At 69.4% G+C, this 14,806-nt stretch carries 10 protein-coding genes; 5 read left to right on the forward strand and 5 right to left on the reverse strand.

Features of this window, described 5'->3' with window-relative positions; translation table 11 throughout:
• Window positions 1–141 precede the first annotated feature (141 nt).
• Window positions 142–1,341, reverse strand: a complete 1,200-nt coding sequence (locus BM070_RS04195) for a threonine ammonia-lyase (RefSeq protein WP_092937889.1) — start codon at window positions 1,339–1,341, stop codon at window positions 142–144.
• 109 nt (window positions 1,342–1,450) lie between these two features.
• Complete coding sequence (locus BM070_RS04200; RefSeq protein WP_092937891.1) at window positions 1,451–1,939, reverse strand: Lrp/AsnC family transcriptional regulator; 489 nt, start codon at window positions 1,937–1,939, stop codon at window positions 1,451–1,453.
• A gap of 176 nt (window positions 1,940–2,115) precedes the next feature.
• Between BM070_RS04200 and BM070_RS04205 the strand changes: the two genes are divergently transcribed.
• The 5 genes from BM070_RS04205 to BM070_RS04225 all read left to right on the forward strand — a co-directional run bounded on the left by BM070_RS04205 (window position 2,116) and on the right by BM070_RS04225 (window position 11,803).
• A complete protein-coding gene (locus BM070_RS04205; protein WP_092937893.1) occupies window positions 2,116–5,682 on the forward strand; it encodes an indolepyruvate ferredoxin oxidoreductase family protein in 3,567 nt (1,188 codons plus the stop codon).
• A gap of 267 nt (window positions 5,683–5,949) precedes the next feature.
• On the forward strand, window positions 5,950–6,285 hold the full coding sequence (yajC, locus tag BM070_RS04210; protein ID WP_092938150.1) for a preprotein translocase subunit YajC: 336 nt from the start codon (window positions 5,950–5,952) through the stop codon (window positions 6,283–6,285).
• A gap of 141 nt (window positions 6,286–6,426) precedes the next feature.
• Window positions 6,427–8,319 carry a protein translocase subunit SecD gene (gene secD, locus BM070_RS04215; protein WP_092937895.1) on the forward strand — a complete coding sequence of 631 codons (1,893 nt, stop codon included), beginning with the start codon at window positions 6,427–6,429 and terminating at the stop codon, window positions 8,317–8,319.
• 12 nt (window positions 8,320–8,331) lie between these two features.
• The gene (secF, locus tag BM070_RS04220) at window positions 8,332–9,285 is read left to right on the forward strand and encodes a protein translocase subunit SecF (protein WP_092937897.1); all 954 of its coding nucleotides are present in this window, start codon (window positions 8,332–8,334) and stop codon (window positions 9,283–9,285) included.
• Between the two features lie 133 nt (window positions 9,286–9,418).
• A complete protein-coding gene (locus BM070_RS04225) occupies window positions 9,419–11,803 on the forward strand; it encodes a DUF1631 family protein (protein ID WP_092937899.1) in 2,385 nt (794 codons plus the stop codon).
• Window positions 11,804–11,830: 27 nt separating this feature from the next.
• Here BM070_RS04225 and BM070_RS04230 read toward each other — a convergent pair whose 3' ends face one another.
• The 3 genes from BM070_RS04230 to recA all read right to left on the reverse strand — a co-directional run bounded on the left by BM070_RS04230 (window position 11,831) and on the right by recA (window position 14,675).
• Window positions 11,831–12,811 (reverse strand): tripartite tricarboxylate transporter substrate-binding protein, encoded by a 981-nt coding sequence (locus BM070_RS04230; protein WP_092937901.1) that lies wholly within the window; start codon window positions 12,809–12,811, stop codon window positions 11,831–11,833.
• Window positions 12,812–12,958: 147 nt separating this feature from the next.
• Window positions 12,959–13,456 carry a recombination regulator RecX gene (gene recX, locus BM070_RS04235; protein WP_092937903.1) on the reverse strand — a complete coding sequence of 166 codons (498 nt, stop codon included), beginning with the start codon at window positions 13,454–13,456 and terminating at the stop codon, window positions 12,959–12,961.
• Window positions 13,457–13,577: 121 nt separating this feature from the next.
• On the reverse strand, window positions 13,578–14,675 hold the full coding sequence (recA, locus tag BM070_RS04240; RefSeq protein ID WP_092937905.1) for a recombinase RecA: 1,098 nt from the start codon (window positions 14,673–14,675) through the stop codon (window positions 13,578–13,580).
• Between the last annotated feature and the right edge of the window lie 131 nt (window positions 14,676–14,806).

Raw genomic sequence — 14,806 nt, forward strand, 5'->3', positions numbered from 1 at the left:
GCAACGCAGTGTGCCGACAACCTGCGCCGCAGCCTGCAACCGGGTGTGAATGCAGGGCTTCGGGACGCGCTATGGGCGCGTTCTCCTACAGGAATCACGTGCTCCGGGGCCGGGCGGGCGGCCCCGGGCGGGCCTGATCGATCAGATCAGGTCGGCCTGCATCTGCGCGCTGCGCAGCTGCTGCAGCACCTGCTGCACGTGCTCGTGCCCGCGCGTCTGCAGCACCAGCTCGACCTCGACGTTCTGCGCGGCCAGCATGGTGAAGGCGCGCTGGTGGTGGACTTCTTCCACGTTGGCGCCGGCCTCGGCCACGGTGGCGGTGATGCGCGCCAGCGCGCCGGGCACGTCGCGCACGCCGACCTTGATGCGCGCCAGGCGCCCGGAGCGCACCATGCCGCGCTCGATGATGGCGGCCAGCAGCAGCGGGTCGATATTGCCGCCGCAGAGCACCAGGCCCACCTTGCGGCCCTTGAAGCGTTCCGGGTAGCGCAGCAGCGCGGCCAGGCCCGCGGCGCCCGCGCCTTCGACCAGGGTCTTCTCGATCTCCAGCAGCATCAGCACGGCCTGCTCGATGTCGCCTTCCTCGACCAACACCAGGTCGTCCACCAGGCGGGTGATGATCTCCTGCGTGATCTTGCCCGGGCGGCCCACGGCGATGCCCTCGGCGATGGTGGAGGTGCCCTGCGGGTGCTGCGTGCCCTTGACGGCGTTGACCATGGCCGGAAAGCGCGAGGTCTGCACGCCCACGATCTCGATGGCCGGGTTGAGCGCCTTGGCGGCCGTCGCCACGCCGGAGATGAGGCCGCCCCCGCCCACGGCGATCACCAGCGTGTCCAGATCGGGCACGGCCTGCAGCATCTCCAGGCCCAGCGTGCCCTGGCCGGCGGCCACGGCCTCGTCGTCGTAGGGGTGCACGAAGGTCAGGCCGCGCTCGTCGGCCAGCGCATAGGCGTGGGCGCGGGCCTCTTCCAGCGTGTCGCCATGCAGCACCACCTCGGCGCCGAAGCCGCGCGTGCGCTCCACCTTCACGCCGGGCGTGAAGCGCGGCATGACGATGACGGCGTGGATGCCCAGCCGGTGCGCGTGGTAGGCCACGCCCTGCGCGTGGTTGCCGGCGCTCATGGCGACCACGCCGTGGGCGCGCTCTTCGGCCGAAAGCTGGCTGAGCTTGTTGCAGGCCCCGCGTTCCTTGAAGGACGCGGTGAACTGCAGGTTCTCGAACTTGAGGAACACCTGGGCGCCGACGATGTGCGAGAGCGTCTGGGATTCCACGCAGGGGGTGGCCAGCACCTGGCCCTGCAGGCGGGTGGCGGCGTCGCGGATGTCTTGGAGTTGCAGCATGGGCGTGATTGTGGCGCAGCGCTGCGCCGATCAGATTGCTATTGAATGCATAGCGGAATGCCCAGGTGGCCGCTGCGCTGCAGCCCTCTGGGGCCACTGCCGGCTGATTTCATTTGCGTACGGCGCGCTCCAGGTGCGCCAGCGGCAGCGCGCCGCCGGCCTTGACCTCGCCCAGCGAGAAGCTGGTGTGCATGTCCTTCACGTTGGGCAGGTTCAGCAGCACGTTGCGGGCGAAGTGCGAGAAGCTGTCCAGGTCGCGCGCCACCACCTGCAGCTCGAAGGTGCCGGTGCCGCTGATGTAGTGGCAGGCGATCACCTCGGGAATCTGCGCGATGGCCTCTTCCATCTCGCGCGTGAGCCCGCCCGTGCTGCGGTCGGCATCGAGCCGCACGAAGGCCAGCACGCCCAGGCCGATCCGGTGGCGGTCGATCTCCGCCCGGTAGCCCTTGATGAAGCCGGCCTGCTCCAGCGCCCGCACCCGCCGCCAGCAGGGCGCCGCCGACAGGCCCACGCGCTGGGCCAGCTCGGCATTGGTCAGGCGCGCGTCGGCCTGCAGCTCGCCGAGGATGGCGATGTCGTATCTGTCCAGTTCTTCCATATGGCGATTGTTTCGAGAAAGGATCTTTCTGAAACGAGGGTAAACACGGCATGAACGAGAAAGGACATATCGGGCCCGCGTCCCTACACTGGACCGAAAAGGCCCCCGCCCCACCGGGCGCGCCGACCCGCCGCACCCACGAGGCCGCGGCCCCACGACGATGGAGAGACAAGACCATGAACGCCCCGCTGCCCGAACACATCCGCCGCGCCCTTGAGACGGTGTCCTTGGAGGATAAGTACACCCTGCCGGAAGGCCGCGCCTTCATGAGCGGCGTGCAGGCCCTGGTGCGCCTGCCCATGCTGCAGCGCCAGCGCGATGCGGTGGCCGGGCTGAACACGGCCGGCTTCATCAGCGGCTACCGGGGCTCGCCCCTGGGCGGCTACGACCAGGCGCTCTGGGCGGCCAAGAAGCATCTGGCCGACAACCACATCGTCTTCCAGCCCGGCGTGAACGAGGAGCTGGGCGCCACGGCGGTCTGGGGCACGCAGCAGCTGGACCTCTACCCCGAGCAGAAGAAGTACGACGGCGTGTTCGGCATCTGGTACGGCAAGGGCCCGGGCGTGGACCGGTGCTCCGACGTCTTCAAGCACGCCAACATGGCCGGCACGGCCCGGCACGGCGGCGTGATCGCCATCGCGGGCGACGACCACATCAGCAAGAGCAGCACCGCGCCGCACCAGAGCGACCACATCTTCAAGGCCTGCGGGCTGCCGGTGTTCTTCCCGAGCAGCGTGCAGGAGATCCTGGACATGGGCCTGCACGCCTTCGCGCTCAGCCGCTTCTCGGGCGTGTGGGCGGGCATGAAGACCATCCAGGAGGTGGTGGAGTCGTCCAGCAGCATCTCGGTGGACCCGGGCCGCGTGAAGATCGTGCTGCCCGAGGACTTCGCCATGCCGCCCGGCGGCCTGCACATCCGCTGGCCCGACGCGCCGCTGGAGCAGGAAGCGCGGCTGATGGACTACAAGTGGTATGCGGCCCTCGCGTACATCCGCGCCAACCGGCTCAACTACAACGTCATCGCCGGCCCGCAGGACCGCTTCGGCATCATCGCCAGCGGCAAGGCCTTCAACGACACGCGCCAGGCGCTGATCGACCTGGGGCTGGACGAAGACGTCTGCCACCAGCTGGGCGTGCGCCTGCACAAGGTGAACGTGGTCTGGCCGCTGGAGGCCACCATCACCCGCGACTTCGCGCAAGGGCTGCAGGAGATCCTGGTGGTGGAGGAAAAGCGCCAGGTCATCGAATACCAGATCAAGGAAGAGCTCTACAACTGGCGTGCCGACGTGCGTCCCAACGTGCTGGGCAAGTTCGACGAGGTGGAGGGCGACAACTCCGGCGGCGAGTGGAGCATGCCCAACCCCAGCCAGAACTGGCTGCTGCGCCCCAAGGCCGACCTGACGCCGGCCATCATCGCGCGCGCCATCGCCAAGCGCCTGAAGAAGCTGGGCGTGCCGGCCGACGTGGCGGCGCGCATGGACGAGCGCCTGGCCGTGATCGACGCGCGAGAGCGCGGCATGGCCGAGCTCAAGGTGGAGACGGGCGACCGCACGCCCTGGTTCTGCAGCGGCTGCCCGCACAACACCAGCACCCGCGTGCCCGACGGCTCGCGCGCCGTGGCCGGCATCGGCTGCCACTACATGGTCAACTGGATGCCGGGGCGCCACACCTCCACCTTCACGCAGATGGGCGGCGAGGGCGTGACCTGGGTGGGCCAGCAGCCCTTCACGCGGGAAAAGCACGTCTTCGCCAACCTGGGCGACGGCACCTACTTCCACAGCGGGCTCCTGGCGATCCGCCAGAGCATCGCCGCGGGCGCCAACATCACCTACAAGGTGCTCTACAACGACGCGGTGGCCATGACCGGCGGCCAGCAGGTGGGCGAGCGGCCCGAGGGCCACTCGGTGCTGCAGATCATGAACAGCCTCACGGCCGAAGGCGTGGCGAAGCTGGTCATCGTGACCGACGAGCCGGCCAAGTACCAGGGCGCGCCGCTGGCCGCGGGCGTCAGCGTGCACCACCGCGACGAGCTGGACGCGATCCAGCGCGAATTCCGCGAGATTCCCGGCTGCACCGCCATCATCTACGACCAGACCTGCGCCACCGAGAAGCGCCGCCGCAGGAAGCGCGGCACGCTGGCCACGCCCGACAAGACCGTGGTCATCAACGAGCTGGTCTGCGAGGGCTGCGGCGACTGCTCCGTGCAGTCCAACTGCCTCTCGGTCGAGCCGGTGGAGACCGAATTCGGCCGCAAGCGCCGCATCAACCAGAACAGCTGCAACAAGGACTATTCCTGCGTGAAGGGCTTCTGCCCCAGCTTCGTCACCGTCGAAGGCGGCAAGCTCAAGAAGCCCAGGAAGGAGAAGAAGGGCGACCTCTCCGCCATGCCGCCCATTCCGCAGCCGGTGCTGCCGGTGGCCGAGACGGCCTGGGGCATCGTCGTGGCGGGCGTGGGCGGCACGGGCGTGATCACCATCGGATCGCTGCTGGGCATGGCCGCGCACCTGGACGGCAAGGGCGTCATCACGCAGGACTCCGCGGGCCTGGCGCAAAAGGGCGGCGCCACCTGGAGCCACATCCAGATCGCCAACCGGCCCGAGGCCATCTACACCACCAAGGTGGACACGGCCAAGGCCGACCTGGTCATCGGCTGCGACGCCATCGTGGCCGCCACCCGCACCACGCTGGCCGCCATGCAGCCCGGGCGCACCTACGTGGCGCTCAACACGCACGGCACGCCCTCGGCCAGCTTCGTGAACGACCCGGACTGGCAGTTCCCCACCGGCAGCTGCGAAGCCGCCATCACCGCCACGGTGGGGCAGGCAGGGCTGGGTGCCTTCGACGCCGAGCAGGTCGCCACCCAGCTGCTGGGCGACAGCATCTACACCAACCCGCTGATGCTGGGCTACGCCTGGCAGCAGGGCCGGGTGCCGCTCTCGCATGCGGCGCTGATGCGGGCGATGGCGCTCAACGGCGTGCAGGTCGAGAACAACCAGGCCGCCTTCGAATGGGGCCGCCGCTGCGCGCACGACCTGGCCGCGGTGCAGGCGCTCTTCCGGGCCGCGCAGGTGATCCAGTTCGTGAAGAAGCCGGGGCTGGGCGAGATGATCGCCAAGCGCGTGGACTTCCTCACCGCCTACCAGAACGCGGCCTATGCCGCCGACTACCAGGCCTTCGTGGGCCAGGTGCAGGCGGCCGAGGCCCGGCTGGGCAGCGGCACGCGCCTGACCGAGGCCGTGGCGCGCTACCTCTTCAAGCTGATGGCCTACAAGGACGAGTACGAGGTCGCCCGCCTGCACACCGACGCCGCCTTCGCCGCCCGCATCGACGGCATGTTCGAGGGCGACTACCGCGTCGTGCACCATCTGGCGCCGCCGCTGCTGGGCCGCACCAACGAGCGCGGCGAGCCCGTCAAGCAGGCCTTCGGCCCCTGGATGCGCCGCGCCTTCGCCATCCTGGCCCGCTGCAAGGGCCTGCGCGGCACGGCGCTCGACCCCTTCGGCCGCACCGAGGAGCGCCGTACCGAGCGCGCGCTGATCCAGGAATACCGCGCCTGCATCGAAGAGCTGCTGGCCGGGCTGAACGCCGCCCGCCTGCCGCTGGCGGTGGAGATCGCCCGCATGCCCGAAGGCATCCGCGGCTACGGCCACGTCAAGGCCCGCCACCTGGCCAGCGTGCGCCCGCAGTGGGCGGCGCTGATGGGCCAGTGGCGCGACCCGCAGGCCGGCCGCCGCAGCGCCTGACGCGGCGGAGCACGGTCCGGCTGCTGCTCGGCTGCTCCTCTTTCGATAGCTGCATGCGCCCATGCCACGGGCGCTGCCGGGCTTTCCGGGCCGCGTGATGGAGCGCCGCCGGCGCTGCCGGCCGCCATGGCCCGGTGGGGCCCGGGGTATGACGCACCCCCGGCATGGGCCACGAATACAATGCGCGGTTACGTCCGCCCGGCCGCGCAAGCTGCCGGGCGGGCTGCCGAATCGACCCTTTCTCTCACTTTCGTGGAGTTTCCCGCCGTGTTCATCTCTTCCGCATTCGCCCAAACCGCTCCTGCCGCTGCCGCCACCGGCGGTGGCCTGATGGGCTCGCTCACCGGCATGCTGCCGCTGGTGCTCATGTTCGTGGTGCTGTACTTCATCATGATCCGCCCCCAGATGAAGCGCCAGAAAGAGCACCGCGCCATGATCGAAGCCATCGCCAAGGGCGACGAGATCGTCACCTCCGGCGGCCTGCTGGGCCGCGTCTCGCGCCTGTCCGAAGGCTATCTGCACCTCGAGATCGCCTCGGGCGTGGAAGTGCAGATCCAGCGCAGCGCCGTGGCGCAGGTGCTGCCCAAGGGCACGGTCAAGTAAGTGACAACCCCCTGAGCGGCTGCGCCGCTTCCCCCTTATCCCATCGCCGTGCGACGGGAAGGGGGACGACGTCAGCGCTGCGGGGCGGCCCTTGCGCGGCGTCCGCTGGCCTGGGTCCATAACTGATAGAAGAGCGCGAACATGAACCGTTACCCGGTCTGGAAGTACGCGATCCTGGTGATCGTCCTGCTGGTGGGGGTGCTCTACACCCTGCCCAATTTCTTCGGTGAGGCGCCTGCGGTGCAGGTCTCCTCGGCCAAGTCCACCGTCAAGGTGGATACGGCCACGCTGCAGCGGGTCGAGACCGCGCTGCAGGCGGCCGGCGTCACCGCCGACCAGGTCGTGCTGGAAGGCAGCTCGGTGCGCGCGCGCTTCGACACGCCCGACAACCAGCTCAAGGCCAAGGACGCCATCCAGCGCGCCCTGGTCACCGACCCGAACGATCCTTCCTACATCGTGGCGCTGAACCTGGTGTCGCGCTCGCCCGCATGGCTCACGGCGCTGCATGCGCGCCCCATGTACCTGGGCCTGGACCTGCGCGGCGGCGTGCACTTCATGCTGCAGGTGGACATGGCCGCGGCTCTGACCAAGAAGGCCGAATCGCTGGCCGGCGACCTGCGCACCACGCTGCGCGACAAGAACATCCGCCACGGCGGCATCACCCGCGACGGCGATGCGGTGGACATCCGCGTGCGCGACGACGCCACGCTGACGGCGGTGCGCAACCTCATCGCCGACCAGTTCGCCGACCTGCAGACCACCAGCTCGCCCGACGGCGACGGCTTCCGCCTGCGCGCCACCATCAAGCCCGAGGCCGTGCGCCGCGTGCAGGAGCAGGCGCTCAAGCAGAACATGGTCACGCTGCACAACCGGATCAACGAACTCGGCGTGGCCGAGCCGGTGATCCAGCAGCAGGGCCTGGACCGCATCATCGTGCAGCTGCCCGGCGTGCAGGACACGGCCAAGGCCAAGGACATCCTGGGCCGCACCGCCACGCTCGAAGTGCGCATGGTGGACGAGGGCTCCGACGCCCGCTCCGCCGAGATGGGCTCCGGCCCCGTGCCCTTCGGCTCCGAGAAGTACCTCGACCGCAACGGCCAGGCCATCATCGTCAAGAAGCAGGTCATCCTGACCGGCGACAACCTGACCGACGCGCAGCCCGGCTTCGACAGCCAGACCCAGGAGCCCACCGTCAACCTGACGCTGGACGCCAAGGGCTCGCGCATCTTCCGCGACATCACCCGCGACAACATCGGCAAGCGCATGGCCATCGTGCTCTTCGAAAAGGGCAAGGGCGAGGTCGTCACGGCACCCGTGATCCGCAGCGAGATCGGCGGCGGCCGCGTGCAGATCTCCGGCCGCATGACCACGGCCGAAGCCAACGACACCGCGCTGCTGCTGCGCGCCGGCTCGCTGGCCGCGCCCATGGAGATCATCGAGGAATACACCATCGGCCCGAGCCTGGGCGAGGACAACATCCAGCGCGGCATCCACAGCGTGGTCTGGGGCTTCGTCGCCATCTCGGTGTTCATGTGCATCTACTACGCGCTGTTCGGCGTGATCTCGTCCATCGCACTGTCGGTGAACGTGCTGCTGCTGCTGGCCATCCTGTCCATGCTGCAGGCCACGCTGACCCTGCCCGGCATCGCCGCAATGGCGCTGGCGCTGGGCGTGGCCATCGACTCCAACGTGCTGATCAACGAGCGCATCCGCGAGGAACTGCGCGCGGGCGTCTCGCCGCAGGCGGCCATCCACGCGGGCTACGAGCGCGCCTGGGCGACCATCCTGGACTCCAACGTCACCACGCTGATCGCCGGCCTGGCGCTGCTGGCCTTCGGCTCCGGCCCGGTGCGCGGCTTCGCCGTGGTGCATTGCATCGGCATCCTGACCAGCATGTTCTCGGCCGTGTTCTTCTCGCGCGGCCTGGTCAACCTCTGGTATGGCCGCAAGAAGAAGCTCAAGAGCGTGTCCATCGGCCAGGTCTGGAGACCCGAGAGCGCAGCCGCGCGCCCGGTGGCCGGCAAGAACCAATAAAGGGAGCGGATCATGGAATTTTTCCGCATCAAGAAAGACATCCCGTTCATGAAGTACGCGTTGGTCCTCAACGCGGTGTCCTTCATCACCTTCGCGCTGGCGGTGTTCTTCCTGCTCACGCGCGGGCTGCACCTGTCGGTCGAATTCACGGGCGGCACCGTCATGGAGGTGGCCTACACGCAGACCGCCGACATCGGCAAGGTGCGCGACACGGTCTCCAGCCTGGGCTATGCCGACGTGATCGTGCAGAACTTCGGCACCTCGCGCGACGTGATGATCCGCCTGCCGGTGCAAAAGGGCGTGACCTCGGCACAGCAGAGCGAGCAGGTGCTGGGCGCGCTCAAGGCGTCCGACCCCGGCGTGACGCTGCGCCGCACCGAGTTCGTCGGCCCGCAGGTGGGCGAGGAACTGGTCCACGGCGGCCTGATGGCCCTGGGCGTGGTGGTGCTGGGCATCGTGATCTACCTGGCCTTCCGCTTCGAATGGAAGTTCGGCGTGGCCGCGGTGATCGCCAACCTGCACGACGTGGTCATCATCCTGGGCTTCTTCGCCTTCTTCCAGTGGGAGTTCTCGCTGGCCGTGCTGGCGGGCGTGCTGGCGGTGCTGGGCTACTCGGTGAACGAATCGGTCGTGATCTTCGACCGGATCCGCGAGGCCTTCCGCAAGTACCGCAAGATGGAGACGCGCGAGGTCATCGACCACGCCATCACCAGCACCATGAGCCGCACCATCATCACCCACGCCTCGACCGAGGCGGTGGTGCTGTCCATGTTCTTCTTCGGCGGCCCCAGCCTGCACTACTTCGCGCTGGCGCTGACCATCGGCATTCTGTTCGGCATCTATTCGTCGGTGTTCGTGGCAGCGGCCATCGCCATGTGGCTGGGCGTCAAGCGCGAGGACCTGGTCAAGGCTCCGGCCCGCAAGGAAGGCGACCCCAACGACCCGAACGCAGGCGCCACCGTCTGACGCACCGCCGCAGCCGCGCCTGGCGTGCGGCTGCGATGTCCGGCCCTCGTCCGGCAGAGAGGGCCATCTGTGTCAAAGGGCGTCGGTTTATCCCTACGACTTTGTCTGGGGGCGCCGCTAAGATCCTTCCACCATGCAAAGCGCCGCCGCCTCTTCATCCCCTGCCCACCGCCGTCTCGGCCGTGTCGTGCGGCACCGGTTCGTCGAGGGGCTGTGCGCCGGCCTTCCCGCGCTGGACGGGCAATTGCTCGACTACCTGCTCGCGCTGACGGGCAAGACCGCCACCCAGCGCGAGATGCAGGCCTGGCGTGACGCGCTCACGCGCTACCAGCAATACCACCACACCTGGATCGAGGGCCTCGCCCTCGCCTGGCGCAGCAGCCTGGCGCCGGTGGTCAATACCGGGCGCGGTGCGCTGACCGACTCCCTCGACGGCTTCGAGCTGCTGAGCGACGACGTGGTCGAAAACAAGATCGTCGCCTCGCGCCTGGCCCTCACGGTGGCCGAATATTCCGATCTCGCCTACGAAGGCCTGCGCCAGCGCATGCTGCAGCTCGACGGCATGGAGCTCGAAAGCGGCGACGTGCTGCGGCCCGAGGCCCTGTGCCTCATGCTGGTGGACCAGTGGGTGCATGCGGGCCTGCCGCGCACCGACCTGCAATGGCCGCTGGACACGCTGCAGCGGGAGCTCGCCCGGCTCGTCGAGGCGCAGTACCAGCAGGTGACCGCGCTGCTGGAGGCGCAGGGCGTGCAGGCGATGAACGACCTGCGCTCCCGCGTGCGCCGCACCAGCGGCAGCGCGGGCGCTCCCACGGGCTTCGCGTCGTCCACGCAGGGCATGGGGCGCGGCATGGGGGGCCCCGTCACCCAGGCGCAGCAGGCCTCCAGGCAGGCGGGCGGCGCAGCCTGGCATGGCGATGCGGCGGCGCCTGGCGAGGGCGGCGCAGCGGCCACGCCCATGGGCCGGGCCCGCATGCGGGCGCAAGGCGTGATGGGGCAGCTCTGGCGCCTGCTGGGCCAGCCCGGCGTGGGCTTCGTTTCCGGCAACGCAGTGCCGGCTGCAGGTGCCGGCGCAGGCTCAGGCGTGGATGCCGCAGCGGCGATGGCGCCGTTCTCGGCACCGTCTCCCGCACTGGCCCAGGCGCTGGCGGCGCAGCGCGTGCAGGCCGACAGCTTCTACGTCAGCGCCCTGGCCACCATGGTCGAGGACTACAGCCCGGCCTCGCTCATGCAGCTGGCGGGCGAGCTGCGCGAGCGCGCCGCCGAGCTCAAGCACAAGGCCTCCACCCCGAGCGAGAAGGCCGTCATCGAGGTCGTGGCCCTGATGTTCCAGAGCATCCTGAGCGAAGACCGCATTCCGCCTTCGGTGCGTGTGTGGTTCGCCCGCCTGCAGGTGCCGGTGCTGCGCGTGGCGCTGGCCGAGCCCAAGTTCTTCGGCGACCTGAACCACCCCGCGCGCCTGCTCATCGACCGCATGGGCGCGGTGGTGCTGGGCTTCGACCCGTCGGACATCAGCGGCAGCGCCATCGAACGCGAGATCCGCCGCGTGGTGCAGGTGATCGAGCAATATCCGGAAACCGGGCAGCGCGTCTTCCAGCTGGTGTACGACGAGTTCGAGAAATTCCTCGCCGGCTTCCTGACCGAGCGATCCGACACGGCGCGCCTGGTCACGGTGGCGCAGCAGGTCGAGCAGCGCGAGACGCTCGCCATCCAGTACACCATCGAGCTGCGCACCCTGCTCAAGGACATGCCGGTGCGCGACGAGATCCGCGAATTCCTCTTCAAGACCTGGGCCGAGGTGCTGGCGCTGTCCGCCGTGCGCGACGGCCCTCGGCATGCCGAGACCACCGCGCTCAAGCGCACGGCGGCCGACCTGGTCTGGGCCGCCAGCGCCAAGCCCAACCGCAGCGAGCGGGCGCTGGTCATCCAGAGCCTGCCGGCGCTGCTGCAGCGCGTGCGCCACGGCCTGGCGCTGGTGGGCATCCACGAAGCCGCGCAGGACGCGCAGGTGAAGGTGCTGACCGACACGCTGGCCGACGCCTTCCTCTCCAAGACCGCTTCCATTCCGCAGGCCCATATCGACGCGCTGGTGCAGCGGCTGGACCGGCTGGAGGACTATCTGTCCGAGGACATGCTGGGCGACATGCCGCTCAATGCCGACAGCATCGAGATGCTGCTGGGCATCGACGCCTCCTCGATCCACGTGGTGGCCGACAACGACGTCCCGGTGCCGGCCGAGATCCTCGCGGCGGCGCAGGAACTGCTGCCGGGCCAGTGGTTCACGCTGGACCACAACGGCTCCTCCGCGCAGGTGCAGTACGCCTGGCGGAGCGCGCGCCGGCAGCTGCACCTGTTCGCCGCGCCCGATGGCCGCAACTACCTGATCCAGCTGCGCCGCCTGGGCGCCTACCTGCAGGCCGGGCTGCTGGTGGCGCAGGACGACGAGGGCATCACCACCCGCGCCACGCGCGAGGCGCTTGCCAAGCTCGACGCCAACCCGGAACGCCTGCTGGGCTGAGCCGGGGCCCTCGCGGGCCCGCGGCATTCACTGCTTCGGGATGCCGGCCCGCTGGATCACGGCGGACCAGCGCTGCACCTCGCTGGCCAGCAGGGCCGCCAGCTGCGCGGGCGTGCTGCCGCACGCCTCCACGCCGAAGCCCTGCAGGGTCTTCTTCAGATCGGGCGCGGCCAGGGCCTTCTGCACCTCGCCGTTGAGCCGGGCGATGAGCTCGGGCGGCGTGCGTGCGGGTGCTGCCAGCGCGTTCCAAGAGGCCACTTCCAGGCCCCGGCCGGCGGCATCGCTTTCGGCCACCGTGGGTGTGTTCGGCAGCGCGGGTGCGCGCCGGGCGCCCAGCACGGCCAGCGCGCGCAGGGCGCCGCCCGTGACCTGGGCCATCACCGGCGCGAGGATCTCCACCGCCGCATCCACCTGGCCGCCGCGCAGCGCCGTGACCACGGCCGGCGTGCCGTTGAAGGGCACGACCTGCACGTCGATGCCCAGCGTGCTCTTGAGCAGCTCGGCCGCCAGATGCTGGGTGCTGCCCGTGTTGATGGTGGCGATGTTGAGCTGCCCTGGATGGGCGCGGGCGTGCGCGATCAGCGCCTGCATCGACGCGAACTTGCTGCCCGAGGGCACCAGCACGGCCAGGTCGAAATAGCCCAGCGTGGAAATGGGCGCGAAGTCCTTGAGCGTGTCGTAGGGCAGGCTGGCGAAGAGGCCGGCGCTCACGGCCGTGCCGTTGGACATCAGCAGCAGCGTGTGGCCGTCGGGCGCGGCCTTGGCCACGGCGTCGGCCGCCACGATGCCGCCGGCGCCCGGCTTGTTGTCCACCACGATGCTCTGGCCCATCGAGGCGGCCATCTTCTGCGCCACGCTGCGCACCGTCAGGTCGGCCACGCCGCCCGGGCCGAAGGGCACGACGATGCGGATGGGGCGGGAGGACAGCGCGCCCTGCGCCCGTGCCAGGATGGAAAGGGGGGCCGTGCCCAGCGCCAGCAGCGCGGCGGCCAGTTGTCTTCTCTGCATGCGGAATGTCTCCTCTCGGTCGCCGCCCTGCGGGGCGGGCGGCGGGGAGCCACTATGCCCGCTGCCGTCCGATGTGGCGAGGGGCCGCGCGGTCTGGCTGCTATGCCGTGCCGGCATGAGCCGGATGGACAGCAGTGCGCCTGCCCGTCAGGCCTCGTCGTCCCAGCCGCCTTGGTCGCCGTGGCCGCTTTCGGAGGCGTCGTCCGCCGCGCTGCCCAGCACGCGGCGCACCGTGTCGCCGCCGAAGCCGCGCGCGACGAGGAAGCGGGTCTGCCGCACGCGCTCCTGCAGGCTGGCGGGCGGGCTGCCGAAGCGGCGGCGCCAGACCTCGCGGGCGCGCTCGAACTCGGTGTCCTTCAGGCGCTCGGCCGTGGCGCGCACCAGGGCGTCGTCCAGCCCCTTGCTGCGCAGCTCCTGCACCACGCGCTGGGTGCCCAGGCGAGCGGCGCGGCGGTTCACCACCGATTCGGCCACGCGCTCGGCGTTGATGAAGTCCTTGGCCTCCAGCTCGTCGAGCACGGCGGCGAGGTCGTCGCCTTCCTGCACGTGGCGCGCCAGCTTGGCCTGCAGCTCGGTGCGCGAATGCTCGCGCTGCGCCAGCAGGCGCAGGGCGCGGCCCTTGAGGGAGAGGCTGGCGAAACCCATGGTGGATGTGGCGGATGCTATCGAAATGGAAGCGCCAGGCGCCCGTTCGCAAGGCGCCTGGCGCTGTGGGGTCCCCCAAGCTCGTCGCCCGTTGCCGGGCGGGCTGCTGTTGGGCTGCGGCTTACTTCTCGGCCTTGGCGGCCTTTTCGGTCTTGCCCGCGCCTTCGGCCGGTGCGCCGCCGGGCAGCAGGGCGATGCCCAGGCCTTCGCGGACCTTGTTCTCGATCTCGATGGCGAGGTCGGCGTTCTCGCGCAGGAATTCACGCGCGTTGTCGCGGCCCTGGCCGATCTTCTCGCCGTTGTAGGCGTACCAGGCGCCGCTCTTTTCGATGATGCGCGCTTCCACGCCCATGTCGATGATCTCGCCTTCGCGGCTGATGCCTTCGCCGAAGAGGATGTCGAACTCGGCCGTCTTGAAGGGCGGGCTCACCTTGTTCTTGACTACCTTGACCTTGGTCTCGTTGCCGATGGCCTCGTCGCCCTTCTTGATGGTGCCGGTGCGGCGGATGTCCAGGCGCACGGAGGCGTAGAACTTCAGCGCGTTGCCGCCGGTCGTGGTTTCGGGGCTGCCGAACATCACGCCGATCTTCATGCGGATCTGGTTGATGAAGATGACCATGCAGTTGGTCTTCTTGATCGTGGCGGTGAGCTTGCGCAGCGCCTGGCTCATCAGCCGGGCCTGCAGGCCGGGCAGGGCGTCGCCCATCTCGCCTTCGATTTCGGCCTTGGGCGTGAGTGCGGCGACCGAGTCGATCACGATCAGATCGACGGCGCCCGAGCGCACTAGGCTGTCCACGATTTCCAGGGCCTGCTCGCCGGTGTCGGGCTGGCTGATGAGCAGGTCGGAGAGCTGCACGCCCAGCTTCTGCGCGTACTGCACGTCCAGCGCGTGCTCGGCATCGACGAAGGCGCACTGGCCGCCCAGCTTCTGCATCTGCGCGATGACCTGCAGCGTGAGCGTGGTCTTGCCCGAGCTTTCCGGGCCGTAGATCTCGACCACGCGGCCGCGCGGCAGGCCGCCCACGCCCAGGGCCACGTCCAGGCCCAGCGAGCCGGTGGAGACGACCTGGATGTCTTCGATCACCTCGCCTTCGCCCAGGCGCATGATCGTGCCCTTGCCGAACTGCTTCTCGATCTGGGCCAGCGCGGCCTGCAGGGCCTTGGCCTTTTCGGCGTTGACGGGCTGGGCGGGGTTGGGGTTCTTGACGGCGACGTCCATGGAAAACTCCTTGAGATACGGTGAGGTGCGTGGTTCCAGGACTGTCTGCGGTTAAGCACAGGCTGGATGCTTGAACAGTAGTGTAGGGGCGGTATATCTGCTCTGCAATGCATTAAATGGTCAGTTTGGCT

The organism is Paracidovorax wautersii (assembly GCF_900113035.1).
GTDB classification, from domain to species: domain Bacteria; phylum Pseudomonadota; class Gammaproteobacteria; order Burkholderiales; family Burkholderiaceae_C; genus Paracidovorax; species Paracidovorax wautersii.

Coding starts and splice junctions, on each gene's coding strand:
- BM070_RS04195 (WP_092937889.1), bottom strand. CDS start 1,341: ATGCTGCAACTCCAAGACATCCGCGACGCCGCCACCCGCCTGCAGGGC.
- BM070_RS04200 (WP_092937891.1), bottom strand. CDS start 1,939: ATGGAAGAACTGGACAGATACGACATCGCCATCCTCGGCGAGCTGCAG.
- BM070_RS04205 (WP_092937893.1), top strand. CDS start 2,116: ATGAACGCCCCGCTGCCCGAACACATCCGCCGCGCCCTTGAGACGGTG.
- secD (WP_092937895.1), top strand. CDS start 6,427: ATGAACCGTTACCCGGTCTGGAAGTACGCGATCCTGGTGATCGTCCTG.
- secF (WP_092937897.1), top strand. CDS start 8,332: ATGGAATTTTTCCGCATCAAGAAAGACATCCCGTTCATGAAGTACGCG.
- BM070_RS04225 (WP_092937899.1), top strand. CDS start 9,419: ATGCAAAGCGCCGCCGCCTCTTCATCCCCTGCCCACCGCCGTCTCGGC.
- BM070_RS04230 (WP_092937901.1), bottom strand. CDS start 12,811: ATGCAGAGAAGACAACTGGCCGCCGCGCTGCTGGCGCTGGGCACGGCC.
- recX (WP_092937903.1), bottom strand. CDS start 13,456: ATGGGTTTCGCCAGCCTCTCCCTCAAGGGCCGCGCCCTGCGCCTGCTG.
- recA (WP_092937905.1), bottom strand. CDS start 14,675: ATGGACGTCGCCGTCAAGAACCCCAACCCCGCCCAGCCCGTCAACGCC.